The organism is Shinella sp. 838 (assembly GCF_029623935.1).
GTDB lineage: Bacteria > Pseudomonadota > Alphaproteobacteria > Rhizobiales > Rhizobiaceae > Shinella.
This window is the reverse complement of the sequence record NZ_JARSBQ010000007.1, coordinates 219,555-243,715: the sequence shown is the minus strand read 5'-3', so window position 1 is coordinate 243,715 and position 24,161 is coordinate 219,555. Positions and strand designations below refer to the sequence as shown.

The window sequence follows — 24,161 nt, the reverse complement described above, 5'->3', positions numbered from 1 at the left end:
GGACCGCCATGCTCTCAGCTTCCGAACTGGCGAACCGTCTCGCGCGCGATGCCGAGGCGGTCTGCCGGCATTACCTCTCCGCCGGCCGCAGGGCCGGCAATTACTGGATCGTCGGCGACACCGCCAACAGCAAGGGCAAGTCGCTCTACGTCCATCTGTCCGGTCCACGTGCCGGGCGCTGGGCCGATGCCGCAACGGCTGAATATGGCGACCTGCTCGATCTCGTGCGCGAGACCTGCGGGCTGGTCGATTTCCGCGACGTTACCGACGAAGCTCGGCGTTTCCTTAACGAGCCCCGTCCCGATCCGGCGGCGTCCCGCAGGGGCGACGATCGAACCGATCCGCCGGTCGACAGACCGGCAGATGAGCGCGCGCAGCGCCTGTTTCGCATGTCGCAGCCGCTGGCGGGGACTTTGGCGGACAGCTATCTGCGCAAGCGCGGTATCCTGCGCGCATCCCTGCACCCCGCGCTTCGCTATCATCCGTCCTGCTACTATCGCGATCTCGTGACGGGCCGGACGAGCAGCTTCCCCGCGCTGATCGCGGCCGTGACCGATCCCGGCGGCACGATTTCCGGCGTTCATCGCACCTGGCTCGACCCCGACGGTGGCGGCAAGGCGCAGGTCGAGGATCCGCGCCGCGCGCTCGGTGGTCTGCTCGGCAATGCCGTTCGCTTCGCCTTTCCTGTCCACAGTCCCGTATCGGTCATGGCAGCCGGCGAAGGTGTCGAAAGCATCCTGTCTCTGTCGCACGTCATGCCCGCCATGCCGATGGTCTCTGCGCTGACGGCCAATCACCTCGCCGCCTTCGAGCTGCCGCCCGGTTGCGTGCGTCTCTACATCGCCGCGGACGCAGATGCCGCCGGCCGGAACGGCATCGAGCGATTGAGCCGCCGGGCGCAGGCTCGCGGGATCCTGCCGCTGGTGCTCGCCCCTGATCTTGGCGACTTCAACGACGATCTGCGGCTGGACTCGAGCCGGCTCATCGCCAGTCTCCGGGCACAACTCGCCCCGGAGGACGCAACCGTCTTCCTGCCGTCGTGATGAGGCCGTGATGGGGAGATGCGGCGGGGCGGGAGCGTCGGAGGGGAGGGCGGCCATGCCGGTCGCCGCACGGAGAAGCGCGCGCCTGCGGGCCTGCCGAGAGGCGACCCTTACCATCAGGCGTTCGGGCCTCCAACCGCCGGAGGCCCGGTTTTTTCCCCGCGCCGGCGGAGCCGGCGCTCCTCGCGGAGCAAAAAACCTGTCCCGGGCGGCCCGGCGCTGCGCTGGGCCGCGGCGCGAGCGCCGCGGTTCCGGTCCGCTCGCCGGATGGAAGGGATCGGCGTCAGGCCGCGAGAGGCGCGGCCCCAACCGACGGAGACCATCATGAACGTCCAGCTTCCCATCGACGCCGCTACCGACCTCCACCACGCATCGTCCCCGACCGACCGGATCATCTACGAGATGCAGGTCTATGGTTATCGTCCCTTCCAGGACGAGCCGGACCCGCGCCCCTTGCCGGAGGAGGTGGTCGTCCAGTCTGCACTGACCGCGATGTTCGATGCCTTCGTAGAGATGCTCGGTGACACCCGGCTCGAACCCGATCTCGAAGATATGCTCTGGTCGACCGTCAATCTCTTCCACCGTGCGGGGGAGCGTATCCAGCGCGAGCTGCAGCGCAACGAGGACGCCCAGCGAAACGGGCAGCGCGAGCAGGACGGCTCGGAGGTCAAGAGCGTCGAGCTCGAACGGCACATCATGGAGGGCATCACGCTCCTCGAGCGCCGCAACGCCTTCGAGTTCATGCGCGATTTCGCCTCTGACCTCTTCGAGGCGCAGACCGGTTCGACATGGCGGCCGCGCACCGGCTCCAAGGTCAATCACGCCAACATGACCGCGGCGATGATCGATAGCAGGGACTTCCTTTCCGCCCGCCGCCGCGCCGAGACCGAGATTCTGATCCCGGCCGGTACCAAGATCGCCTTCGGGGGCGGCCTGGACTACAACGATCATGACCGGATCTGGGCCGCACTCGACAAGGCGCTCGCCAGGCACGCCGACATGGTGCTGCTGCACGGTGGCTCGCCGAAGGGCGCTGAACGCATCGCGGCGTGCTGGGCCGAATCCCGCGGCGTGACGCAGGTCGCCTTCAAGCCGAACTGGAGCAAGCACGCGAAAGCCGCCCCGTTCCGCCGAAACGACGATATGCTCTCCGTGATGCCGGCCGGCGTCATCATCTTCCCGGGCTCCGGCATCACCGAAAACCTTCGCGACAAGGCCCGCCGCTTCGGCATCACCGTCTGGGATCTGCAAGGAGACGGCGCGTGAGCGCCGTTTTCCTCCTGCTGGCAAATCTCAAGCCTTGCATTTCCGAGGAATTGTGTACACATTTCCTCGGAAATGGAGCGACGCAATGGCTGAACCTCGACACATCACATCGTCTCCGCGGCGCGTCGGCGTGCGGGAGTTTCGCGGCAACCTGACATCCTTCCTGCGGCAGGTCGAAGAAGGGCAGCGCTTTGTCCTGACGTCCCATCACAAGGTAGTTGCGGAGATTGGACCGCCGTCCTCCGATGTTGCAATCCGCAAGCCGGGTGCTTTGCGCGGCAAAATCAAGCTTGCCGATGATTTTGACAGTCTGCCTGCGGACGTCTTGACGGCGATGGAAGACGGAGCGTGAGGCTTCTGCTCGATACCCACACGCTGCTGTGGTGGTTGAATGACGACGAGAAGCTGGGCGGTCGCGCCCGCGGCCTGATCGGCGATCCCGCGAACGACGTTCTTGTCAGTGCCGTTTCGCTCTGGGAGATCACCGTGAAGCTGCGCATCGGCAAGCTCGATGCGGACATCGAGGAGATTCTCGGCATTCTCCCGGGCCAAGGGTTTCAGCGCCTCGATATTTCCGACGCCCATTTGGTTGCGCTGGCGGGACTGCCGGTTCATCATCGCGATCCGTTCGATCACCTCCTCCTGGCGCAGGCGCTCGCCGGGATGCGCATTTCGTTTCCGAAGATCAGAACGTGCCCCTCTACGGTGTTCCATTCTTCACCTGCTCGGACCCTGCGACCTGACCAGTTTCATGGCAACACCATCGGCCGGTTCAGCAAGACGTTCATGATGAAGATCGCAACAGCCTTTGCAGGTGCGCGCACGTCCAGCCGCCACGTCAGCAGGCTAGACTGAGTTCAGGCTGCCAATGGCTGCGCCTGCCAACCCCAATCGACAACCGGAAACAGAAAAGCCTGCCGCGGGAGGAGGTGCGGCAGGCTTCTCAAACTGTGACCGGCGACTGGGAGGAGGAGTGCCGCCGATCCGATGCAAGCGATCCCGGGAGGAGGAGTGGATCGCCGGCGCTGTGAGGCTCGCGGGAGGAGGTGCGAACCTCATGGGCTCAATATGCCAATCGCTTCCGCCCTGCAGAAGTCCCTTTGTGCGCAGGCCAGCGTTGCACATTGCGCACGTCAATTGCAGCAGGTTCGCGCCGTCGATGCCGATTTTAGCTGGGCGCCCCTTGATCGACGGACCAGTCTTCCACACGCAGGCCATCCACCCGGTTGAACTCGTCGAGATTGTTGGTGACCAGCACCAGGCCGCGGGCCTTGGCCTGGCCGGCGATCAAGGCGTTGTAGGGGCCGATCGGGGTTCCCTTTACCGCGAGAACTGCCCGGACCTCCCCAGCTGTAAAGGCGTCGCGCTGATCGAAATCAAGGATCGGAAAATCCGCAAACAGCAAACGTAGGGTTTCCAGATTGTGCTGGACCTTCGCACTCTTATGCGCCCCGAAGTACAATTCATGGGCCACGATCGACGAGAGGCCTATCGGCGGCATCGTAAATTTAACGGTGACGAAACAAGCGGAAATAGAGCCACACCGCGTGGGCGATGATTTCAGCAGGAAAGCGGTGGCGGCGGTAGAGCGGGTCACGGTTTGTCATGCCTCTTCATCGCCAATCAAGCTCCACGTTCCGTTAAGTTTACGTTGCCCGCTGAACGCATCGCGGCGGGGGCTGGGCCGAATCTCGCGGTGTCACTCAGATCGCCTTCAAGCCAAACTGGAGCAAACACGCGAAGGCCGCCCCGTTCCGCCGCAACGACGAGATGCTCTCCATGATGCCGGCCGGCGTCATCATCTTCCCCGGCTCGGGGATCACCGAAAACCTGCGCGACAAGGCCCGCCGCTTCGGTATCACCGTCTGGGAACTGAAGGGAGAGGGCGCGTGAGCGCCCTTTCTCTCTCTCTCTCTCTCTCTTCAGGCTCCTTTCCGACGGGCATTCAGCCCGGCGTCGAAGCGGCTTTAAAGTTTCGGGCGAGGGTGCCCCATCAGGGCCTCGTATTCGCGGTCCGTCAATCGTTCGACGATGCGCAGCTGCGCGGGAATGTCCATCCGTTCGTGGAGAACGGCGGCGACGACAAAGGTCGCGTCTTCCACCACGATATAGGCAGCATAGTGATGCTCGATCTTGTGGAGGCGGAACAGGGAATGGCCCACCCGCTCGTCCTTCTTCATGCGCACACGGGCATAGGCTTCAGGGATCTCCTCGAAGCCTTTCCGAAGCAGGCGTCCATAGGCTTTCGCCTGCTGCGGCGACCAGATCCGCGCCGTCTCGCGGATCGCCAGACGGTAGTTTTCCAACGCCGTCGGCAGGATAAGGATGTGGGGAGCCACTACCGCAGCTCTTCGTCCAGTTCCGCGTCGACGGCATCCAGGGCGGACAGGGGCCGCACCTGCCCGCGCCGGAACTCTTCCTCCGCTTTCAGCAAGGAGCGAACTGCATAACGGCGGTCTTCCTCGCGCGCCATGTCTTCGCGGATCAGCGCGCGCACATATTCACTCGGCGTCGTGTACTGGTTCTTGCCGTTTGCGCGCATGTCGACGAAGGCGCGCATTTCATCGGGCAAACTTACATGCAGGCTGCTGGTCATGGCAGCGCCCTCCCGGTTGGAATTGTCGAGGCGGATTTTCCCGCACCAGCACCTCAATGTCAATATTTGACATCGGCCTAGTGCTGCCGGCCCGCGGAACGGCTTCGCCGTTCCGCTCCTTCGAGACGATGCGCTGGCCTAGAGGGAGAGGTGGGCCTGGAGGGGGAGGCCTTTTGGTAGAAAAAGGAGAGCGACCATGGCGATGATATTTGTAGGCGGATCACGCGACATATTCGAACTGCCGGAACCGGTGATCGCGCGCATCGGTGCGATGATCGCCGCCGAGCATGGCGTGTTGGTTGGCGATGCGCCCGGAGCCGAGGCGGAGGCGCAGAGCCTGCTCGCCGGCTATGGCTATGAGCATGTCGGCGTCTTCCATGCCGGCAGCGAGCCGCCCAACAATCTCGGCGACTGGGCGGTCTATCACCGGCCCGCGCCGGGAGGCGCGCATGGCTACGCCTTCCATGCCGAGAAAGACCGCGAGATGGCGTGGCGCGCCGATTACGGGCTGATGGTCTGAGATGGCGCTTCGCCGGGAACCTGCCTCAACATGCTGCGCCTTGCGGCGGCCGGCTCGCCCTGCGTCGTCTACGACACGATGCGCAGCGCGAAGTTCACGCTTCGAAAAGTTTCCGATTGGCAGGAGATGCTGCGCAACGCCGGCCGGGATCTCGTGGGGCGGATCGAGGCGCGCATGACCGACGAGGAACGCCATCTCGCCAATGGGCGATGACGCGACGGTTCGGCGGACGTCGTGCCCGCCCGCGGCCGGCCGACAGCACGCCGACGTTTGCCGCGATGATCCCGGTGGCTTCCCGCCGCCCGTAAGGAAGCCGACCCCTTGCGCGGCCAGTCCGCTCGGCCTCTCCGGTGTCGTGTGCAGAAAGATCGTCTTCGTGCCGTCTTCGCGGCCGGGGCGCTGGCCTGGACCGATGCGGAAGATAATGCCTGTCTCGAAGACCTCCATCCGGGTCGAGACGCGGCATATCGGACCCGCTGCACGTCTCACCCCAGTCCCAAGCCACGCCGTCGAACGCCGGGCGCTTGCGATGACGTCGGCACCCCGGAGCGCCCTCGCGGGGTGGTCGTGCGGGAAGAGCGGCGAAGGTAATGGCCGGCAGACCGACAGGCAAAGGCGCATCCACGAGCAGGACTGGACTCTGGCGGAGAGGCTGCAAGTCGGGACGCCACGGCAGGCATCGGCTCCGGTTCCATCCGGCCCGTTCCCATTGATGCCGACTTTGTAGAGGACTGCCTGCTTTTGCGGCCAACCCCTGAAGGGGTAAGACTCGACAGAAATTTTTGCAAAATTCGATTTCGGTTTGTCCGCTTTGGCGGCAAATCGAATTTTGCAAAATTTTCCGCCGAGCTGACCGCAGCAGATCAGCCCTCTCCTTTGCCGCCATCGGGAACGGTCCCGATGGAACCGAAGGAGACAGCACCATGGCCACCACGATCGCAACCCTGACCCAGAAGAACGACGGCATCCTCGAAGGCGTCTTCGCCACCATCCGGGTCAACGCCCCGATCGCCATCGTCCCGAATGCCCAGAAGTCGAGCGAAGAAGCCCCCGACTTCCGCGTCATCCACCGCAAGACGGGTTTCGAGATCGGCGCCGCGTGGGCCCGCACGGCCCGCCAGACCGGCGAGGAATACCTCTCCGTCAAACTGGAAGCCCCCGAGATCGGCGTGATCTTCGGAAACGTAGCCCAGGCTCCGGGCGGCGATCCGACCAAGAAGGTCATCCTCTGGAACAACCCGAACTGAACGATGAGCGAGCGGCCCCGAGCAATCGGGGCCGGCATCGTCAGGCCAGTTCAGCGGCCTTAGCGACAAAGACGCGAAAACGGGCGTCGAACCGCATCCCCACCTGACGGGTGCCCCACGAGAGGAAGGTCTGTCTGCTCAGAACGCCAATCATGCCGTGACGCCCGCGCCGCCTCAAGCACTTCGCGGCACCTCCAATTTTCAGCCGCCGCCCTGAAGGGCGCCGTCAGAAAATTGGTTCCTCCGCTCGCCGGCTCCGCCGGTCGCCTGCGGCGATCCTTGACCCGGCCCGACCCTCACGACCCCGGGCGTCATCTTTCACATCATCAAGGAGATGACGACGATGACGATGACCCTCGAAAACCACATCGAAGAACTGCGCCGCGAAGCGAACCACTGCGACCCCGCCGAGCGCGCTCAGATCGAGGCCGAGCTGAAACAGGCCCGCACCGAACTGGCCGCGCCCATCGCCGCCGAAGACGCCGAGCCTCCCCACTGAGGGAGGCTTTTGCCTTGCACGATGGGGCCGATGCGCCGGGTCGACCGGCGCTCCGACCCGAGGCTTCGCCTCACGCCCGCGTCCCCAATCCCATCATCGACGAACATCACCTCGCGCCAGTGCCTCAACGCGCTTCACCCGGTATCCATGGGCACGCCTCTCTGGCAGCCAGTCGAGAAACAGCGCGACAGCGTCTTCCTCAATGACGGCGTCTACTTTTTGTTGTGGGGCGGCTTTGGTCGACATGCGTCACCTCATAGGAATAGTGTCCGCTCGGTGGGCTTTGTTCCTATTGTGTTCTCACTTCAGGAGGGGTCAAGGTGAAGCCGGGAGAGGCCCCATTTTCTTCCTGATTAACCTCAATTCATTGGGTTAACGAGCTGATTGATTTGATCCGATTACGCCGCCGGCCGTATTGAGGGTAGGAGGTGATTTGATGAAGTATGAGATTGGAATGCACATTGTCTATGACGTGCTGAATAAGGGCGCCCAAGTCGAATTCCGCGGCATGTCGCACTACTTGGCCGGCCCCTTTAAGACCCAAAAGGAAGCGATCGGCGCGGGTGAAGAGCTGTGCCGTAAGTTGGGCTGGGGAAAATCGGACGGCGCCTGAGGGGGTATTCGGGGACCGATGTTACTCCGGCCAGTCGGCCCGCCCTCATCGATCCCGATGAACATCATGATCCGCGTGGGGGGCAGGCCGCTGACTATAAACCTCGACCGGCTCACGTTCTTTGGGCAAATTCACCACCGCATCTGTCCGGGCGTCGGTATCGGCTGGGTCACCGGCCGCAGGCGTAGTCCTATTAATCTTGTAGCGGAACGATTCGATTTCCCTGTTCGAAAATCGCCGAGTTTCGCGGAGGGCGCACATTGCTTCTGCGATTATTTCAGCGTCGCTTGCCGGCTGGCCGCCTTGGCCCGAAGCCCGAACCTTCACTGGAACGATCGCCAGGAGACGCTTCTCCCCGGCGGCAAAGACATCAATCGACAAATCGCGCATTCCCGGTCCCACGGTGGTAAGACCCAAAGATACACGTTTTGAGGGCACTGTTGTTTGATCTGCGTCATGGCAATACGAGGCGTTCCTAGTCCAGCAGATCCACAATCTCCCATCCTTCAGCAGACAACGCGGTCCAGAACCGCCCCTCGGCATCCTCCTCCACGGTTGCCCAGCCGCGCAGCCGCAGTCGGCGCACAGTGTCTTTCATGGAGGCGGGGATATCGTTGTAGGACCGCGGCCTTTCAGCGAGGAGGCACATTGCAAGGAATTGCGGTCCAGTAAGGCGAACGACCGGCTTGCTGGAGATGTACCTGGCCGCCCGCACCTGACGCCCTTGGGCGGTGATCGCAATCTTGATCTTCTTTCGGGGCTCAACGCGCATTTCGACGAAACCGAGTTTCTCCAATTCCTGATACGCCACCAAGTCCGGGTAGGCGAGTCTGTCCATATGGACGTCGTCGCTGGAGGCCAAGCGATCGATGAGGTCAATCTGGGCTGGCGTGAGGCGGTAGATGAGGATGGGCTTGGCGGACATGATTTACCTGGGATATCGAGGGGCGGCGCCTCATTTCCGCAAGACGGTTGCTTGATCGCCCGTCACGTAACGCTTCCCGTCCTTGTCGCCATCCCACGGATCACCGAACCCTTTCGGGTGTGGCGGCTTCGAACCGGTGGCCAGGGCGTCGCGTACCGCGGATCGCTCGCGGCGATGTTCGCGCTTCTTGAACGCCTTGTCGCTGTCTGCGGTCGTGATGCCGGTGATGGGGACTTTCTTACGTGACCTGGTCATTGGACGAGAATCACCGAGCATCACTGCGCTGGCGGGAACTTCCCATCGCCCGGAAGATTGACCAGATAACAAGTCCGACGCCGATCAAGAACGGAACCCAAGCCATTAGCGTTGGGACAGCGGCGTTATGAAAGCAGCCATCGATGCCGACGTAATCCATGTTGAAGCAATATCTGACAGGCGTTTCGTTCGGGAAGTCATAGGTCCGTGTGTAGAAGCCATTAGCCATGAGTAGCAGCCCGACTGCGAGAACGATCCATTTAGCCATGAAAGCCTCCCAAGCAACGCGTGCTGAGTGTCGCACCGCGATGCAGGGTTGTCGAGGGATGTCCCCAAAACTGGGGAGACCTCGTGACGCAATTTTGAGTTATGATGGGAAATCAAGGGGATGGCGCAAACAGGTTCGGGAGTGGAGGGGCGGCGAGTGCGTAGAGGGCGGTGGCCCCCAAATTGCCAATACTTGGCAATTTGTCTCCGATCTCTCTAGCGATGCGCATGGACCTCCCACCGTGGGAAGTTTGTCACGGCCTCACAAACACAAAACCGCCCGTCTCTTACGGGGCGGGCGGCTGAGCCGGCGGATGTTTCAAGGTTTTCGCATGGCGATCGGCCGGCCAAAGACCGTGCGGGAGCGCCCCTGCTGGTGTGGTCGCAGGTGGTGCTGGTCGCGCCCCGGTGTCTACGAATAAAGGGCCGGGGCAGCTACAAAGCGCCACCGGCAAAGGCCTGCCGGAACATGCGGAAACGGCTGGCAGGAAATTTTAGTTGGGTCGATCGATCTTGGTGTAGTAGCCAGCCCGCAATTGGAGCAGATCGCCATAAATCGTTTCGACGATGCCGAACCCTTCAGCGATCGCCTTGCGGATCGGGAATGCGCCGAGGTCGTGCAGTACGGCCTGCAGCATCAGGGTCTCGAGGTTCAGCACACCGCCCTTGTCGCTCTCGACGAGGTAGGCGAGCACACGCAGCTTATCGGCAAGCTCACTGGACTTAGTGACCGGCGCGACGGCGAGCGCCTCCACGACGGCCGTATGTGCGTTGTTGATGCCGTCCATAGCCTCATCGGGCATGGGCTGCAGTTCGAGCATGATGGGCTGCAGTTGTTCAGCGAGAGCTGCCATGCGTGGAATCTCGGTGGCGCCGGCCCGGTCATAGGGGAAGTGCGGCGGTTGTCTTCTCGGACGCAACCTGCGCGGTTCGAGCCTTCTGTCCGTAGTTGTGTCGTGCGTCGTGGTGGCCATTGCTGGTGGTCCTTCCTGTTGCGTTTGTCGTACTGTGTTTGTACAGTGTTAACATTGATTGCGACGAGGTACAAAAAATGATGCGCGCAACTACCATGAAGATGGCGCGGGCTGGCCTTGGGTGGGGCGTTCGGGAGCTAGCAGAGCGGGCCGGAGTTACCGCAAACACGATCACCCGGATCGAAAACGGCGCCGACGCAAAAAAATCTACAATGGATGCTATTCAGGCGGCACTTGAGCAAGGTGCTCCGGACGAGAACGGCCGGTGGCGGTTCGCGGAGTTCATCTCTCCGGACGGGGTTCGTATTGTAGAGGGCGGTGTTGCGCCACCGGACGAGTGACGGCTACCGCCTCTTCCCAAGGAACAATTCCGCAGCCGGCACAAGGTCGGCGGCTATCGGGTCGGCCCATTCCCGCGCCAACCCTAAACTCCCAATGCGTCAGCCCACGAGGGGCTGACAGCGTTTCCAAAGGTGCTCAGCGTCGCCCGGCTCTTCCTGAAAGAGCCGGATGACAGTAAGAGCAACCGCATCGAGGTCGCGGTCCATATTCTTTTTCAAGCGCGCAATTACATCTCGCATGATCGCGAGATCGTCGGGTTCGAATATTCCTGCCTGAGATAAGGTTTTTGGGAGATCCATAGCGAACTCCCTTTCTCGTTCGGGGCGAAAGGTGCCACCTCACAGCCGACAGCGCCCTGATAATCGGCTGCCAGTACGAGGAAGTGTGCTCTCGCAATGCGACAATTGCAAGTCGAGCGGATCATCTAGCGCTTCTCTTATTTAGGTCGTTCTTATTCGTCTCGGCCGCGCGGAACCTTTGATCCGGATCGCAGTTCGTACGGCAGCCAACGGCACCCTTGAAAAATCCGCACGCGATTTCGATATCGTTCGGCGCCAGGGTAGCTTTTGGAAGGAGGATTATCGATGCTGGCAGAAATCTACTTTGCGACCCCTATCTCCGTCACGTTCACGAATGGGACGAGCCGTTTGTTCCAAGGCGTCCATGACGCTCTCGACTTCCTAGAAAATGAATGGCCACTACGCTCCGGCGATCGCTACAAGCGTGCCTGTGAAAGATGCCGTGCCGCCCTTCAGTTCCGGACGCCGGCGACGGTTGCACGCGAGGCATTCGTCTCGGCGTGCCTTGAGGCAGGAATGCCCGTACAGGCGCTTTCGCCTCTTTGGCACCGCTCCGGCCCCTCTACGCCGCCATTAATGAATGCTTGATCAGGGATCAATTCCGCCGGCTGCGCGTTTCCTATCCATCACTATCCTAAACGAGGAGAGCAAGATGGACTGGAACCGTGTCGAAGGAAACTGGAAGCAGGTCAAGGGCAAGATCAAGGAGCAGTGGGGTAAACTCACTGACGACGATCTGGACGTCATCGAAGGTAAGCGCGACCAGCTCGAGGGCAAGATCCAGGAGCGCTACGGCTACGAAAAGGATCGTGCGACGCGGGACGTTGACGACTGGTATAATCGCCAGACCTGGTAAGTCGCATTGAGAGGGCCGCCCGGCAGCTGTTGGGCGGCCCCATCTACTTACCGCTGCTTCTCGCCAGCACTCTTGCCGTCAGAGCTCCTGGAGCGCTCCTCAACGCGATCCGCGCCCTTTGCGAGCTCCGATCCCTTTTCAGCTTCAACCTCGCGCTCTTCGGCTCGTGCGGCCTTGTGGAGGCCACGGGCGCCTTCCTTGCCCTTCTCCTCGGTGCGTTCTCAATTGCCATTGTGCGTCCTCCTGTGGGGCATGAGGAACGACTACGGATCGCGGTGGTTCCAGTCGACGGGAACAAGAACGGCGGCGGGCACGTTTGACCCCGAACAGAAAAGGAGACGCATTATGAATAATATTATTTATCTTGTCGGTCTGGTCGTAGTCGTGATCGCCGTCCTGTCCTTCTTTGGGCTCGGCTGATCATGGACGACGAACGCGAGAGACGCATCCAGGAGCGAGCCTTCGAACTCTGGCAGTGCGAAGGGTCGTTGGATGGCCGATCGCTTGGGCACTGGCTCCAGGCAGAACGGGAGATACAAGAAAAGGACGAAGCGGGAGAGGCGAGCCGAGATCAGGTTGATGTCGTCGGCCTAGCTGCTGCGGCGAAGCGGACGCATTGAGTTCGACTCCACATTCAGATGTAGCGGACTTCAAAAGCGGAGAGGATTTCTGGCGAAGAAAGCGCCTCTCATCGGATTGCTCAACGATAACAGGCGCTTATCTTCTAAAGTGGCTCCCCCGAGCCGGCCCGGCCTTCGGTGACGCTCACTCTAGCGGGGCGAAACGGCCGGATCGACCGGCCGCCTTGCCGCAAGGGGCTGTCCCTCACGCTCCCCGCCGATCTTTGCTTGCCGCGCCCTTCCAGCGTGAGGATGTCGGCATGATGATCGAAGAGCAACCCATCGACGAAGCGAGTGCACAGGCTGCGAAAAGCAACCCGCTGTTTCGTTTACTGCGACACGCCGTTCTGTTGATCGCCACGCTGGCCATCACAATCGTCCGCGGCGTGCTCTATTGCGCCGGGTGTCTCGCCTATTCCGTCCTCTGCCTGCTCCGGCCGGTCGTCAACGTGCTGATGCTGGGCGGCCTCATCATGCCGCTGGTCGCCTTCGTCGCTTTCGTCAAACCCGAGGCAGCCAACGGAATGCCATTTTGGGTTTTCCTCCTGATGGCCGCCGGCTTCGTCGGCGTTTCCATGGTGTATTCGAAGTTCGTCGACTGGATCACACCTCCGGGCGAAACGGACCCGGCTGAGCGCTATCGCCCTCTCGGTCGATAACGCAGTTCCGAACCGGCGCACCGGTGCGTTGTTGTGATCAGCGATAACGCTTGGCAAATCGATTGGGCTTCGCCGCCTTGTTCATGTCTTTCCGACGGAAATACATCGCCCGGCCGCAGCGGATCGGGCTATGGCCCTGAACGATGATGATCTGCTCATCCTGGCGCATGGTCTGCGTGACTTCGTGCGGCAGGATCAAGGGTCGCGCCTGATAGGTTATGTTTTCTGACTTTCGCGGCGAGCCGTTCTTCGTGGCGAAGCTGACGTCACGCGAATCTCCTTTGACCTCTATGGTCATCACGCCGCACAACGCCGAAACGTTCTTTGCCGTTTCAATCGACTTGATGGCGGCATAGCTCGCAAAAGCACATCCCTCAATCCACGATGTCGCACCGTTCTTGCCGAAGTGATGCTCCAATTGGCCGACCGATTGGTAGAGCAGCATCATGGTGATGCCATGCTTGCGGCCGCGATCGCGCGCTTCCTCGAGCGCCCGCATGTAGCCGAGTAGGTCCACCTCGTCGAGCATGAAAAGCGCACGTCGCGTGAACCCGCCGTCGGCCTGAACCATCGCCTTGAGCAGTGCGCCTATGATTACACGGCCGATGCCAGGATAGGACTGCAGGATGTCACCAGGCAGGTTCAGGAAAACGTCCTTCTCGCCGCTAACGAGATCGCTCGGCTTGAAGGCGTTGCCGCAAACGAGCGCGGCATATCCATCGAGGGACAGCCACTGCGTATCCTTCGATGCCGTCGAGTAGACGCCCGAGAAGGTCTGCTCGGTCATGTTGGTGAAGACGCCCAAGGTTTCGCGGATGAAGGCGGAGGTGGAATGCTCCTGAATGTCGCGGAGCATGGCGAGCACGGAGGGCTCCGGCTCGGAAACGATCTGCCGCAAGCTGCGCAGATTGCGTCGCCCCTCGTATTCCGGCGACAGCATGACATGGGCGAGCAGGCCCGTTAGAAGATTGTGCGCCTGGTTCTGGAAATAGGAGCCGGTGGATGTGTCGATGCGCACGCTCTCCGACAGCAACATATGCGCGACACCGACGATATCCTCTTCCTTCTTGCGCGACGTTTCGATGAAATTGAGCACATTGAACCCCATGACCGGGTTCATGGGATCGAGCACCATGACCTTCCGGCCGAGTGCACGGGTGCGATGCTCCACCACCATCGGCGCGATCTCGGTGGAAGGATCGAGGCAGATCAGTGGGCCGCTGTAAAGCAATGTGGTCGGGACCACGTTGCTCACGGTCTTGAACCCGCCTGAGCCCGAGAAGAACAGCATATGGGTGGAGTCGAAGTTCAGCTTGTAGGTGAGGAGCGGCGCGGTTCCGCCCTTGCCCCATGTCGACCGATCATAGGGATCGAAAGGCACATCGCAGACGATGTCCTTGTCGACCCGATAACGTTCGCCGATGACGATCTCGCCATCGGGTGGGAAGAGTTTTCCGGCCGCGGCCATCGATAGCCAGTTCGCGCCGCCGAAGATCCCGCGCTTGGCGCGCTTCACCTGTTCGGGCACGACCGTTGAGATGCGCGCCGAGACCGCTACCGCAATGAAGCCGACAATGCCCGCGCCCACTGCGATCCTATCGAGATAGGAAAGCGCCCCATCCCAGGACAGCACGCCGCTCTTCACGAAAGGCGAAAGCCGCGCGAATTCCCGCAGGCCGTAGAAGCCTGCAACGATCAGAAAGCTGAGGAGGCTCGCCACGGCAATCGGCCTTCGCAGATGAAGTGGCAATGCCCAGACGGTTAAAAGACCGGCGAGCGGCCCGAGCAAAAACGCCGGCAGCGGCTCGGCGCGCAAGAACCAGTATGCCGTTTTCTCCGACATGCCGACGGCGAGCGACGGCCATCGCCATCCAACGACATAGACAGCGAAGGCCGTGACGACGATCGGCACCATGACGAGCAAGAGGCTTGGATGTGGTTTGGCCATCGTCGTCATTCGGCTGCCTCCAGCATCGGTCGGCCGCCATCGAGCACGGGAGCCTTGAAGGCTTCCTCGCCGACATCCCGCAGCCGACGATATTCCGGCGAACCGGACCCGACGCGCGCCAGTTCGATGAGCCCGCCGAGCAGAAACGCCCGGTCGACCTTCGACAGTCCGGCCCGGACGACGATCCCGCCCAGCAGGAATTTCTCGCGAGTTTCCTTCTTGCGATCAGCCGTCATGAGGAATCTCCGTCGTCGCTCCAGCCCCGCCACCTGGCTGTCCACGCGGCGAAGCAGCTGCGTCACCAGCCCCTTTCTTCTCCGCTTTGCGAAATCGCGCGGCGATCTCTTCGACGATGCGATCGACCTCCTCGTCGTCGATCTCCATCTCCGCCAGACCCGACTTCATTGCCGCGCGGGAGAAGCGATCAGCTGATTTAACTATCAGCGTTTTTCGACGCTCTCGAAGCTTCTCGATCTGCGTATCGATATCCAGAATTGACGATTTGGCGGCCATTTACCCGGTTCCCTCTCTTCAAGCAATATCGCTGTTGTTTATTTATACTGACTAGAAAACGATAGTAAAATGCGCTACCTTGCGCAAGTCCCCAAAATGTCGATGCCGGAATTCCGGCCTGGGCCGTCTTCCGGAAAAGCGGCATCGGACCTGAGGTCCGATCGGTTTGAGGGCGCAATATACGTCGCTGGCGCGACGTGCTTGGGAGATCAGGAGACGGCAGTGGCGATCATGTTCGTCAGAGCGCAGGTAATCAGCAGGGGAGCGGGACGCAGCATCGTCTCGGCCGCCGCTTACCGTCATCGCGCTCGCATGATGGACGAACAGGCCGGCACCTCCTTCAGCTGTCGCGGCGGCGCGGCCGAATTGAAGCATGAGGAGTTGGCGCTACCGGACAAGGTTCCGGCCTGGCTGCGGATCGCGATCGAAGGAAAGAGCGTCGCGGGCGCGAGCGAGGCGCTGTGGAATGCCGTGGAGGCCTTCGAGGTGCGAGCGGACGCACAGCTTGCCCGCGAGTTGATCATTGCGCTCCCCGAGGAGCTGACGCGGGCGGAGAACATCGCCCTCGTGCAGGAATTCGTCCGGGACAATCTGACCTCGCAAGGCATGATCGCCGACTGGGTCTATCACGATAAGGACGGCAATCCCCACATCCATCTGATGACGGCGCTGCGACCCCTGACGGACGAGGGTTTCGGGCCGAAGAAGGTGCCGGTGCTCGGCGAAGACGGTGAGCCGCTGCGCGTCGTCACGCCGGACCGGCCGAACGGCAAGATCGTCTACAAGCTCTGGGCCGGCGACAAGGACACGATGAAGGCCTGGAAGATCGGTTGGGCGGAAACGGCCAATCGGCACCTTGCGCTCGCCGGCCATGACATCCGTCTGGACGGGCGCTCCTATGCCGAGCAGGGCCTCGATGGCATTGCCCAGAAACATCTCGGCCCGGAAAAAGCCGCGCTCGCGCGCAAGGGCGTCGAGATGTATTTCGCGCCGGCCGATCTGGCGCGGCGGCAGGACATGGCCGACCGGCTGCTCGCCGAACCCGCGCTTCTGCTGAAGCAACTCGCCAACGAACGGTCTACCTTCGACGAGAAGGATATTGCCAAAGCGCTGCATCGCTATGTCGATGACCCCGAGGATTTCGCAAACATTCGCGCACGTCTGATGGCGTCCGACGATCTGGTTCTGTTGAAGCCGCAGCAGGTGGACCGCCAGACCGGCAAGGTGGCGGAGCCGGCAATCTTCACCACGCGCGAGATCCTGCGCATCGAATATGACATGGCGCAGTCGGCGGAAGTCCTGTCGAAGCGAACCGGTTTCGGTATCGCGGAAGCGAAGGTTGCCGCAGCCGTGCGTCAGGTCGAAACCGCCGATCCGGAAAAACCCTTCAAGCTCGAACAGGAGCAGGTCGACGCCGTCCGTCACGTCACTGGTGACAGTGCGATCGCGGCTATCGTCGGGCTTGCAGGGGCGGGTAAGTCGACGCTGCTTGCCGCCGCGCGAGTTGCCTGGGAAGGCGAGGGTCATCGCGTGTTTGGTGCAGCCCTTTCGGGCAAGGCGGCCGAAGGGCTGGAGGACAGCTCCGGCATCAAGTCGCGGACGCTCGCATCGTGGGAATTGGCCTGGGAGAACGGGCGCGATCTCCTGGAACGCGGCAATGTCTTCGTTATCGATGAGGCCGGCATGGTGCCCTCGCAGCAGATGGCGCGTGTGTTGAAGGCGGTCGAGGACGCTGGCGCGAAGGCGGTCCTGGTCGGCGACGCCATGCAGCTTCAGCCGATCCAGGCGGGTGCCGCTTTCCGGGCGATATCGGAGCGGATCGGGTCCGCCGAACTTGCCGGTGTCCGCCGGCAGCAAGAAGCTTGGGCGCGCGATGCCTCGCGTCTCTTCGCGCGTGGCAAGGTCGAGGAGGGGCTGGATGCCTATGCCCAGCGAGGCCGGATCGTCGAGACCGAGCAGCGCGTCGAAGTCGTCGAGCGGATCGTGGCGGATTGGAGCGCGGCGCGCGAGCAGGTCATCGCGCGGTCGCGCGCGGCAGGTCACGACGGCCGGCTGCGGGGCGACGAGATGCTGGTGCTTGCCCACACCAATGAGGATGTGAAGCGTCTGAATGAATCGCTGCGCGGCGTGATGAATGCTGCAGGCGCGCTGACCGCCGCACGCGAATTCCGGACGGAGCGAGGTATCAGGGAGTTTGCCGCCGGCGATCGCATCATCTCCCTCGAAAATGCTCGCTTCCTCGAACCAAGGGCGCGCCGCCTCGGCCCGCAATATGTGAAGAACGGCATGCTCGGAACGGTCGTTGCGACCGGCGATCTGCGTGGCGGTCCGTTGCTCTCGGTTCGCCTCGACAATGGTCGCGACCTCGTCATCAGCGAGGAAAGCTACCGCAACATCGACCACGGCTATGCCGCGACAATCCACAAATCGCAGGGCGCCACTGTCGACCGGACCTTCGTGCTCGCCACCGGCATGATGGACCAGCACCTGACCTATGTGTCGATGACTCGCCATCGCGATCAGGCAACGCTCTATGCGGCGCGCGAGGATTTCGAGCCGAAGCCGGAATGGGGACGAAAGCCGCGCGCCGATCACGCTGCCGGCGTCACCGGTGAGTTAGTGGAGACGGGCGAGGCGAAGTTCCGGCCGGAAGATGAGGATGCGGATGAAAGCCCCTATGCCGATGTCCGCACGGATGACGGAACGGTCCATCGTGTCTGGGGTGTCAGTCTGCCGAAGGCGTTGGAGAAGGGCGGCGTTTCGGAAGGCGACACGGTCACGCTCCGCAAGGATGGCGTTGAGACCGTCAAGGTCGATGTAAGCGTCACCGATCCGGAGCCGGGCGAGAAGCGAACGGAGAAACGCGAAGTTCACCGCAATGTCTGGACGGCAGAGCTGAAGGAATCGGCCGATGCTCGCCAGGAACGGATCGAGCGCGAAAGCCATCGGCCGGAATTGTTCAAGCAGATGGTCGAGCGTCTCGGCCGTTCGGGCGCGAAGACCACGACGCTCGATTTCGAGAGCGAGGCTGGCTATCAGGCGCATGCCCGCGATTTTGCCCGGCGTCGCGGTATCGACTTGGCGGCCGAGATCGCGGCCGGGATAGAGGAGGGGGCCGGGCGGCGGTTGGCCTGGCTTGCGGAAAAGCGGGAACAGTTGGCGAAGCTGTGGGAGCGCGCCAGCGTGGCGCTCGGCTTCGCGATCGAACCGGAGAAGAGTGTCACCTACAATGAGGAGCGTTCGGAAACCGTCGCGCCACGAGTTCCCGAGGATCGACCATACCTCATCCCGCCGACGACGCGATTTGCCCGTAGCATCGAGGAGGAAGCCCGCCGGGCGCAACTTGCCTCGGAAAGATGGAAGGAGCGGGAGGTCATTCTTCGCCCGGTCCTGGAGAAAATCTATCGTGACCCTGACAGGGCGCTGGCCAGATTGAATGCGTTGGCGTCGGATGCAGGCATGGAGCCGCGCGACCTTGCTGAAAATCTTGCGATGCGCCCGCAGCGGCTTGGCCGTCTGCAGGGATCGGAACATCTGGTCGATGGCCGCGCCGCGCGGGACAATCGGAACGCAGCGATGGCGGCCCTGGCTGATCTGCTGCCGCTCGCCCGGTCGCATGCGACGGAATTCCGCAGACAGGCAGAGCGGTTCTGCATTTGCGAGGAACAGAGGCGTGGGCATATGTCGCCGTCCGTCCCCGCGCTTTCGAAAGCGGCAATGGCGCGGCTTGTCGAAATCGAGGCGGTCCGAGAGCGCGGCGGCCCCGACGCCTACAAGACCGCTTTCGCCTATGCCGTTGAGGACCGTTTGCTGGTCCAGGAAGTGAAAGCGGTCAATGAGGCGCTGACGGCGCGCTTTGGATGGTCCGCCTTTACGGAGAAGGCCGATACAATCGCCGAGCGCAACATGGTCGAGCGCATGCCGGACGATCTCGCGTCCGGTCGACGCGAGAAACTGGCGCGGCTCTTCAAGGTCGTGCGCCGGTTCGCCGAGGAACAGCATCTGGCGGAAAAGAAGGACCGCTCGAAGGTGGTTGCCGGCGCCAGCGTCGAGCCGGGGAAGGAGACGAGTGCCGTGTTGCCCATGCTCGCCGCCGTGACGGAGTTCAAGACCTCGGTCGAAGACGAGGCACGGGTGAGGGCGCGTGAAGTTGCCCACTACGGCCACAATCGCGCAGCCCTTGTCGATACGGCTGGGCGCATCTGGCGCGATCCCGCCGGCGCCGTCGACAAGATCGAGACCCTCATCGTGAAAGGTTTTTCGGGCGATCGGATCGCCGCGGCCGTTGCCAACGATCCCGCGGCTTATTGTGCGCTGCGCGGTTCCGATCGCATCATGGACAGATTGCTCGCTGTCGGCCGCGAGCGAAAGGACGCGCTTCAGGCTGTGCCCGAGGCAGAGAGCCGTGTCCGGTCGCTGGGCGCGTCCTATGCCACAGCATTCGCCAACGCGACCCAGGCAATCACCGAAGAACGCCAACGGATGGGCGTCGCTATTCCAGGATTGTCGCCGGCGGCCGACGAGGCGTTGCGCGGCTTGGCGGCAGCGATGAAGAAGAAGAGCGCCAAACTCGATATCGCAGCCGGGTCGCTTGATGCCCGCATCTGGGAGGAATTTGCCGGTGTCAGCCGATCGCTCGATCTCCGGTTCGGCCGCTATGCCATCCTGCGCGGTGAGAAGGACGTGATCAACCGCGTGTCGCCGGCGCAGCGCCGCCCGTTCGAGGCGATGCAGGAGCGCCTGAAAATATTGCAGCAGACAGTCCGCATGGGCAACAGCCAGCAGATAGTCGCGGAACGCCAGCGCCGGGCGATCGACCGCGGCCGGGGCGTCATCCGGTAAGAGTTTCGACAATAGAGGGAAGGAGAAGAACATGACGGAACAGGAAATCCCTTACGACGCGATTGTCCGCGCCGAGATCGCCATCGAGATCCTCAACCAGGCGCGGGCCATCGTTACGGCGCGCGTCTATGAGCTCGAAGCCACCGATCCCGATGCCGCCGAAGCGCTTCGGTCTCGGCGCCGTGACCTGATCGCCCTGCAGCAAAGCATCACCGTCGCCGATCGCGAGTCTGTCGAGAGCGTCATCGCGCTCTGGGGGCCACGCGTGAAGGACGACGCCCGGTTCTGGGCGTAGTTCTGATCATGGCGGACGATCAGGCATTCGGCCGGCTCTCGCCGGAGAGGAATGAGAGCATTTTCCGCAAGGACATCCTTCCCGACTATCTGCCGGAGGCTATGAAGCCGGCGGGGCGGCCGCGGATGATCCTGCTCGGCGGCCAGCCGGGAGCCGGCAAGACGGCGGTCCTGATCGCAAGCCAGACGGAACTCGATCAATCGGGGCCGACGATCCGCATCGTCGGTGACGATCTCCGATCCTATCATCCGCAATTCCTCGCATTCCAGAAGCAGGATGCGGAAACCGCGTCGCAGTTTACCCAGGCCGATGCCGGGCGCTGGACGGAAAAGCTGCTGGCGGCCGCCGTGGAGCGGAAGGTCAATATCGTGTTCGAGACGACGATGCGCACGCCGGAGAATGTCGCTCGCGTCATCGGCATGGCCCGCGCTGGTGGCTACGATATCGAGGCGCGAGCGGTTGCCGTCAATCCACGGCTAAGCTGGCAGGGCAACCACTATCGCTTCGAGGAGATGCTGCATGCCGGCGACGCGGCGCGCATTCCGCCGCAGCACGTTCACGATGCAGCTATCACCGGATTGCGCGTCAGCCTCGAGAAGGTCGAGACGGAAAACCTCGTCGATCGTGTCCAGCTTCGAACGCGGGGCGGGACGATCCTCTATGACAATGAACGAGGCTCGGCCGGCTGGTCGCGTCCTCCCGAGGCGCGGACCGCCCTTGAACGGGAGCAAACGCGGCCGATGACGCGCGGCGAACTGCAGCGCTTCTCCGATGATTGGAGCCACGTTCTCGCCCGCATGGAGGAGCGGCGGGCGCCCGAGGACCGCATAGCGGCCGTCAGAACACGAGCCGTCGAGGACGTGAACCATTTGCTTGCGCAACGTCGCGAGGCGGACGGCGATCATGGATCACGGCGTGGGCGATCGATCTTCCAGACACGCGCTGATGCGCTTGGTATGTTCGTCGAGCTCTACGACAATGCGCTACGCGACGCCGAGCGCCGCCCGATTGGCAATATCGAGGCCCATGCTGTCGGGCGGCTCGCGCAAAGCTTCATGGCATTGAAACTCGTCGAGGCCGCCCGCGACCTTGGCCTCTTGCCCGCCGGCGGCACGATCGTTGCGACACGCGCCATGGTCCAGGACAAGCGCGGCGCCCGAGAGTTTCCCGCCGCCCATCGCCTGCCCGCGGACCTTGCCGTCGAAACGCCGAATGGGGAGCGACGGCGGTTGGCGGAGCACTTCGATGTCCAGCTCAACCAGGTTGCCGTCGATCGCGATGTCTTTGCTCGAACGGACCGCCTTTCCCGTATGGCGAATGTCGTCGATTCCTGGCTGGAAACCGCCGGCATGCGCAAGACGCTGGCGCGAGCGGCAAACGCCGTCGCGTCCGGACGCAAGTCCGCCAGCGCTGCCATGTCGGATATCGTAGAGCCGGGATACGCTGCAGCGGTCGCACACACTCGCCAGCGCCTGGATCGGAACATGGCACTTGCCGAGCGGACCGCCATCGCCACCTCGATCGTCGATCAACGCGGTGAACCATTCCGCGAGATGCTGGATGACTTGCGACTGCGAACCGGCGATCTCGAAAACCGGGCGCGGGCGAAGGCCATGATGGAGGCAATCCTGAATGAGACCGCACACCATGAACGGCTTGATGCCGAGTGGCGGCGCGTGGCCGAGGAATTTGCGCGCGGCATAGCCGATAACGAGCGCATTCTCGGCGCGAGCCAGGCATTGGGGCGCAGCGCCGGTCGCCCCGACATTCTCGTGGCTGGTCGGGACCTTCCGGATCTGACCGAGAAAGAGATCGCCGATAGGCTGCATGGTTCCGCGCGTCTCGCCGGCAAGCGGGCCGAGATCGAGAACCTGTCGCGGCTGGTCTTCGGCAATAGCCAGGCGGTCGTTTCGTCGGTGGCGAGCATTCGCGATGCACGAAGCGGCGCGGCTGCCGGCGACGATGTCCGGGAAGGCCGTCTCGGGGACATGGCCGGGGATGGGAAAGGCTGGTTGCGGGGGCCAAGTCCCGCGCGGCAATCAGCCGAAGCCCATGCGCCTCAGCTTGCGGCGGCGCTCGCGGATTACGGACATGCAGTGGATTTCGAGCGCCATCAGATCGTGACCCAGCATCGAGAGGTGCAGGCGCGGCAGCGCGTGGAAATACCGGCGCCGTCACCTGAGCTGACGGAGATCTTGAGGAGTGACGGTCAGGATCAGGTTCGTCACCTGAACAGCGAACCGTCGCTTCGTCGTGAGCTTGAGACGATGACGCTTGCGATCAACAGACGTCTATCGCCAGGAGATAAGGCAGATCTGAAGGAGGGAAATGTCGCGCGGCTCGCCTCATCGCTCGGCGCAACGCGCGAACAGGCGGCATCATTGCGACAAGTTCATGAGCAGGCGCGCGTGCTGCAGGAGAAGACCGTCAGACAAAACCGGGAGGTTTCGCGCACAAGTCAGTTGACGATGCGGCGCTAAGTCTGGTCGCACCTGGAGAATTGCATAGCTGCATTGCACAATGGATGATATTCATCCGCCCAGGAAACGGGCATTATGCTCGCAGTTGATGCACATCGCGGTTTTCTCCTCCCAGTGCCGCCGCATCAGCTGTTCCCCTCTGGAGGTTCATATCTCCACACTTCATGGGCCACGGTTTCCGATGGCCCATTTTTTTGCCCGTACTGCGCATGATATCGTCTAGCGGCGGAATGCCTGCTTCAGCGCCTCCACAACAGCGCGCACCGCGGGGACATCCTTGATCTCGGAGTGAACGACGAGCCAGATCTCCCGCGTCAGGGGCGACCCGCTTTCAATGCGCTGAAGGCCTTCCATGCCCTCCACCGCGAAATCCGGCAGCATGACGACACCCCCGCCGGTCAACGCGGCCGCGGCCTGGAACTCCATCATGGAAGAGCGAAGGGCGATCGGGCGGCCCGCCGCAAACTCAATCAGGCGGGTGTGCTGCGGTGCAGCCTTCATCGACTCGTCATAGCCGATGAACGACCAGTCTTCAGGGGACGTCGAGGCCAGGTATTCTTCTGCGGCATAAAAGTCGAAGCTGATCGCGCCGACTTTGATGATCGCGTATTCGCCTTCCTCGGGACGGGATAGGCGGACGGCGACATCCGCTTCGCGCCGGTTCAGCGAGGCAAAGCGCTTTTCGCCGACAAGGGTGATCTGAATGCCAGGATGTTGGCGGCGAAGGTCGACGATGGGCTTGGCAAGCAGCATGTTGGAAAGCGCAGGCGGCGCGCTGATACGGACATCGCCCCGCAGCTCCTTCGAGCTGGTCCGCCCCAGCTGCTCGATACTCGCTGCCTGTAGAGCTATCGGGGCCGCGAGTTCGGCAACCTTTTCACCGTCGGGTGTCAGGACGATCTTTCGGCCACGACGATCGACAAGCTTTCGCCCGAGCCTCGTTTCGAGCGCGGCTATACGCCGCCTGACGGTCGCATGCTCGATGCCGAGACGTTTTGCTGCGCCGAGAAATGTTCCTGCCTGCGCCACCGCCAGGAAATGACGCAGGTCGTCCCAATCCAGTTGTGTGAATTCTTTCCCAGTCATTGGGCGAGAATAGGGA

General features: G+C 62.5%; 30 protein-coding genes and 4 pseudogenes. 19 read left to right on the top strand and 15 right to left on the bottom strand.

Features of this window, described 5'->3' with window-relative positions; translation table 11 throughout:
- The first annotated feature begins 8 nt into the window (after window positions 1-8).
- The 4 genes and pseudogenes from P9A16_RS21350 (at window position 9) to P9A16_RS21335 (ending at window position 3,052) form a co-directional block, all read left to right on the top strand.
- On the top strand, window positions 9-1,043 hold the full coding sequence (locus tag P9A16_RS21350; protein WP_023516659.1) for a DUF7146 domain-containing protein: 1,035 nt from the start codon (window positions 9-11) through the stop codon (window positions 1,041-1,043).
- Between the two features lie 324 nt (window positions 1,044-1,367).
- Entirely contained in the window at window positions 1,368-2,309 is a 942-nt protein-coding gene (locus P9A16_RS21345; RefSeq protein WP_023515797.1) for a DUF2493 domain-containing protein, read from the top strand.
- Between the two features lie 85 nt (window positions 2,310-2,394).
- The gene (locus tag P9A16_RS21340; protein WP_023515798.1) at window positions 2,395-2,661 is read left to right on the top strand and encodes a type II toxin-antitoxin system Phd/YefM family antitoxin; all 267 of its coding nucleotides are present in this window, start codon (window positions 2,395-2,397) and stop codon (window positions 2,659-2,661) included.
- Window positions 2,658-3,052, top strand: a pseudogene (locus tag P9A16_RS21335) (type II toxin-antitoxin system VapC family toxin). The gene P9A16_RS21340 and the pseudogene P9A16_RS21335 overlap by 4 nt, the downstream one beginning before the upstream one ends.
- A gap of 425 nt (window positions 3,053-3,477) precedes the next feature.
- Here the strand turns inward: P9A16_RS21335 and P9A16_RS21330 are convergent.
- A complete protein-coding gene (locus P9A16_RS21330; RefSeq protein WP_051758617.1) occupies window positions 3,478-3,843 on the bottom strand; it encodes a type II toxin-antitoxin system VapC family toxin in 366 nt (121 codons plus the stop codon).
- Window positions 3,836-3,916: pseudogene (locus tag P9A16_RS21325) on the bottom strand (IS6 family transposase); the annotation flags it as partial. The pseudogene P9A16_RS21325 and the gene P9A16_RS21330, both read right to left, overlap by 8 nt.
- A 73-nt stretch (window positions 3,917-3,989) precedes the next feature.
- Here P9A16_RS21325 and P9A16_RS21320 point away from each other — a divergent pair.
- Window positions 3,990-4,202: pseudogene (locus P9A16_RS21320) on the top strand (hypothetical protein); the annotation flags it as partial.
- 74 nt (window positions 4,203-4,276) lie between these two features.
- On the opposite strand, the gene P9A16_RS21315 reads toward P9A16_RS21320, so the two are convergent.
- Entirely contained in the window at window positions 4,277-4,648 is a 372-nt protein-coding gene (locus tag P9A16_RS21315; protein ID WP_023517354.1) for a type II toxin-antitoxin system RelE/ParE family toxin, read from the bottom strand.
- Window positions 4,648-4,905 (bottom strand): ribbon-helix-helix domain-containing protein, encoded by a 258-nt coding sequence (locus P9A16_RS21310; RefSeq protein WP_023517353.1) that lies wholly within the window; start codon window positions 4,903-4,905, stop codon window positions 4,648-4,650. Before P9A16_RS21310 ends, P9A16_RS21315 begins: the two co-directional genes overlap by 1 nt.
- Before the next feature lie 196 nt (window positions 4,906-5,101).
- Here P9A16_RS21310 and P9A16_RS21305 point away from each other — a divergent pair, with 196 nt between their 5' ends.
- The 4 genes from P9A16_RS21305 to P9A16_RS21290 all read left to right on the top strand — a co-directional run bounded on the left by P9A16_RS21305 (window position 5,102) and on the right by P9A16_RS21290 (window position 7,171).
- Window positions 5,102-5,425 carry a hypothetical protein gene (locus tag P9A16_RS21305; RefSeq protein ID WP_023517352.1) on the top strand — a complete coding sequence of 108 codons (324 nt, stop codon included), beginning with the start codon at window positions 5,102-5,104 and terminating at the stop codon, window positions 5,423-5,425.
- Window positions 5,426-5,455: 30 nt separating this feature from the next.
- Complete coding sequence (locus P9A16_RS21300) at window positions 5,456-5,638, top strand: hypothetical protein (protein ID WP_023517351.1); 183 nt, start codon at window positions 5,456-5,458, stop codon at window positions 5,636-5,638.
- A gap of 710 nt (window positions 5,639-6,348) precedes the next feature.
- On the top strand, window positions 6,349-6,672 hold the full coding sequence (locus P9A16_RS21295) for a DUF736 domain-containing protein (RefSeq protein ID WP_023517350.1): 324 nt from the start codon (window positions 6,349-6,351) through the stop codon (window positions 6,670-6,672).
- Window positions 6,673-7,015: 343 nt separating this feature from the next.
- Complete coding sequence (locus P9A16_RS21290) at window positions 7,016-7,171, top strand: hypothetical protein (protein WP_023517349.1); 156 nt, start codon at window positions 7,016-7,018, stop codon at window positions 7,169-7,171.
- Between the two features lie 93 nt (window positions 7,172-7,264).
- Here the strand turns inward: P9A16_RS21290 and P9A16_RS21285 are convergent, their stop codons facing one another.
- Window positions 7,265-7,417, bottom strand: coding sequence for a hypothetical protein (locus P9A16_RS21285; RefSeq protein WP_156031922.1), 153 nt, complete (start codon window positions 7,415-7,417; stop codon window positions 7,265-7,267).
- A gap of 190 nt (window positions 7,418-7,607) precedes the next feature.
- Between P9A16_RS21285 and P9A16_RS21280 the strand changes: the two genes are divergently transcribed.
- Window positions 7,608-7,784, top strand: a complete 177-nt coding sequence (locus P9A16_RS21280) for a hypothetical protein (protein WP_024270301.1) — start codon at window positions 7,608-7,610, stop codon at window positions 7,782-7,784.
- Window positions 7,785-7,841: 57 nt separating this feature from the next.
- Window positions 7,842-8,216, top strand: coding sequence for a hypothetical protein (locus P9A16_RS21275; RefSeq protein ID WP_156031925.1), 375 nt, complete (start codon window positions 7,842-7,844; stop codon window positions 8,214-8,216).
- 43 nt (window positions 8,217-8,259) lie between these two features.
- Here the strand turns inward: P9A16_RS21275 and P9A16_RS21270 are convergent, their stop codons facing one another.
- The 4 genes from P9A16_RS21270 to P9A16_RS21255 all read right to left on the bottom strand — a co-directional run bounded on the left by P9A16_RS21270 (window position 8,260) and on the right by P9A16_RS21255 (window position 10,205).
- Window positions 8,260-8,709 carry a hypothetical protein gene (locus tag P9A16_RS21270; RefSeq protein ID WP_024270302.1) on the bottom strand — a complete coding sequence of 150 codons (450 nt, stop codon included), beginning with the start codon at window positions 8,707-8,709 and terminating at the stop codon, window positions 8,260-8,262.
- Between the two features lie 30 nt (window positions 8,710-8,739).
- The gene (locus P9A16_RS21265; RefSeq protein ID WP_050746531.1) at window positions 8,740-8,964 is read right to left on the bottom strand and encodes a hypothetical protein; all 225 of its coding nucleotides are present in this window, start codon (window positions 8,962-8,964) and stop codon (window positions 8,740-8,742) included.
- 10 nt (window positions 8,965-8,974) lie between these two features.
- The gene (locus P9A16_RS21260; RefSeq protein ID WP_024270303.1) at window positions 8,975-9,232 is read right to left on the bottom strand and encodes a hypothetical protein; all 258 of its coding nucleotides are present in this window, start codon (window positions 9,230-9,232) and stop codon (window positions 8,975-8,977) included.
- A gap of 493 nt (window positions 9,233-9,725) precedes the next feature.
- Window positions 9,726-10,205 (bottom strand): hypothetical protein, encoded by a 480-nt coding sequence (locus P9A16_RS21255; protein ID WP_023515107.1) that lies wholly within the window; start codon window positions 10,203-10,205, stop codon window positions 9,726-9,728.
- A 5-nt stretch (window positions 10,206-10,210) separates the two neighbouring features.
- Here P9A16_RS21255 and P9A16_RS21250 point away from each other — a divergent pair, with 5 nt between their 5' ends.
- Window positions 10,211-10,546 carry a helix-turn-helix domain-containing protein gene (locus P9A16_RS21250; protein WP_245290360.1) on the top strand — a complete coding sequence of 112 codons (336 nt, stop codon included), beginning with the start codon at window positions 10,211-10,213 and terminating at the stop codon, window positions 10,544-10,546.
- 99 nt (window positions 10,547-10,645) lie between these two features.
- On the opposite strand, the gene P9A16_RS21245 is transcribed toward P9A16_RS21250, so the two are convergent.
- The gene (locus tag P9A16_RS21245) at window positions 10,646-10,846 is read right to left on the bottom strand and encodes a hypothetical protein (RefSeq protein ID WP_024270304.1); all 201 of its coding nucleotides are present in this window, start codon (window positions 10,844-10,846) and stop codon (window positions 10,646-10,648) included.
- A 285-nt stretch (window positions 10,847-11,131) separates the two neighbouring features.
- On the opposite strand from P9A16_RS21245, the gene P9A16_RS21240 reads away from it, so the two are divergent.
- The gene (locus P9A16_RS21240; protein WP_023517628.1) at window positions 11,132-11,434 is read left to right on the top strand and encodes a DUF982 domain-containing protein; all 303 of its coding nucleotides are present in this window, start codon (window positions 11,132-11,134) and stop codon (window positions 11,432-11,434) included.
- A gap of 64 nt (window positions 11,435-11,498) precedes the next feature.
- Window positions 11,499-11,702 (top strand): CsbD family protein, encoded by a 204-nt coding sequence (locus tag P9A16_RS21235; RefSeq protein ID WP_023517627.1) that lies wholly within the window; start codon window positions 11,499-11,501, stop codon window positions 11,700-11,702.
- Between the two features lie 47 nt (window positions 11,703-11,749).
- On the opposite strand, the pseudogene P9A16_RS35795 reads toward P9A16_RS21235, so the two are convergent.
- Window positions 11,750-11,934 (bottom strand): annotated as a pseudogene (locus P9A16_RS35795) (hypothetical protein).
- Window positions 11,935-12,124: 190 nt separating this feature from the next.
- Here P9A16_RS35795 and P9A16_RS21230 point away from each other — a divergent pair.
- Together P9A16_RS21230 and P9A16_RS21225 are read left to right on the top strand one after the other, a co-directional pair.
- Window positions 12,125-12,322 carry a DUF2934 domain-containing protein gene (locus P9A16_RS21230; protein ID WP_037406234.1) on the top strand — a complete coding sequence of 66 codons (198 nt, stop codon included), beginning with the start codon at window positions 12,125-12,127 and terminating at the stop codon, window positions 12,320-12,322.
- Window positions 12,323-12,582: 260 nt separating this feature from the next.
- On the top strand, window positions 12,583-12,981 hold the full coding sequence (locus P9A16_RS21225) for a hypothetical protein (RefSeq protein ID WP_156031931.1): 399 nt from the start codon (window positions 12,583-12,585) through the stop codon (window positions 12,979-12,981).
- 37 nt (window positions 12,982-13,018) lie between these two features.
- Here the strand turns inward: P9A16_RS21225 and traG are convergent, their stop codons facing one another.
- The 3 genes from traG to P9A16_RS21210 are packed head-to-tail and all read right to left on the bottom strand — an operon-like array spanning window position 13,019 to window position 15,442.
- Window positions 13,019-14,938 carry a Ti-type conjugative transfer system protein TraG gene (gene traG, locus P9A16_RS21220; protein WP_024270306.1) on the bottom strand — a complete coding sequence of 640 codons (1,920 nt, stop codon included), beginning with the start codon at window positions 14,936-14,938 and terminating at the stop codon, window positions 13,019-13,021.
- On the bottom strand, window positions 14,935-15,165 hold the full coding sequence (locus tag P9A16_RS21215; RefSeq protein ID WP_023515110.1) for a conjugal transfer protein TraD: 231 nt from the start codon (window positions 15,163-15,165) through the stop codon (window positions 14,935-14,937). Before P9A16_RS21215 ends, traG begins: the two co-directional genes overlap by 4 nt.
- On the bottom strand, window positions 15,155-15,442 hold the full coding sequence (locus tag P9A16_RS21210) for a TraC family protein (RefSeq protein ID WP_037406236.1): 288 nt from the start codon (window positions 15,440-15,442) through the stop codon (window positions 15,155-15,157). Before P9A16_RS21210 ends, P9A16_RS21215 begins: the two co-directional genes overlap by 11 nt.
- 222 nt (window positions 15,443-15,664) lie before the next feature.
- Between P9A16_RS21210 and traA the strand changes: the two genes are divergently transcribed.
- Genes traA through P9A16_RS21195 form a run of 3 tightly spaced genes read left to right on the top strand, consistent with a single transcriptional unit; the run spans window position 15,665 to window position 23,059 of the window.
- A complete protein-coding gene (gene traA, locus P9A16_RS21205; RefSeq protein ID WP_023512148.1) occupies window positions 15,665-20,284 on the top strand; it encodes a Ti-type conjugative transfer relaxase TraA in 4,620 nt (1,539 codons plus the stop codon).
- Window positions 20,285-20,315: 31 nt separating this feature from the next.
- Complete coding sequence (locus P9A16_RS21200; protein ID WP_023512149.1) at window positions 20,316-20,579, top strand: hypothetical protein; 264 nt, start codon at window positions 20,316-20,318, stop codon at window positions 20,577-20,579.
- An 8-nt stretch (window positions 20,580-20,587) separates the two neighbouring features.
- On the top strand, window positions 20,588-23,059 hold the full coding sequence (locus tag P9A16_RS21195; protein ID WP_023512150.1) for a zeta toxin family protein: 2,472 nt from the start codon (window positions 20,588-20,590) through the stop codon (window positions 23,057-23,059).
- A gap of 219 nt (window positions 23,060-23,278) precedes the next feature.
- Here the strand turns inward: P9A16_RS21195 and P9A16_RS21190 are convergent, their stop codons facing one another.
- Complete coding sequence (locus tag P9A16_RS21190; protein WP_024270307.1) at window positions 23,279-24,145, bottom strand: LysR family transcriptional regulator; 867 nt, start codon at window positions 24,143-24,145, stop codon at window positions 23,279-23,281.
- Window positions 24,146-24,161: the final 16 nt, after the last annotated feature.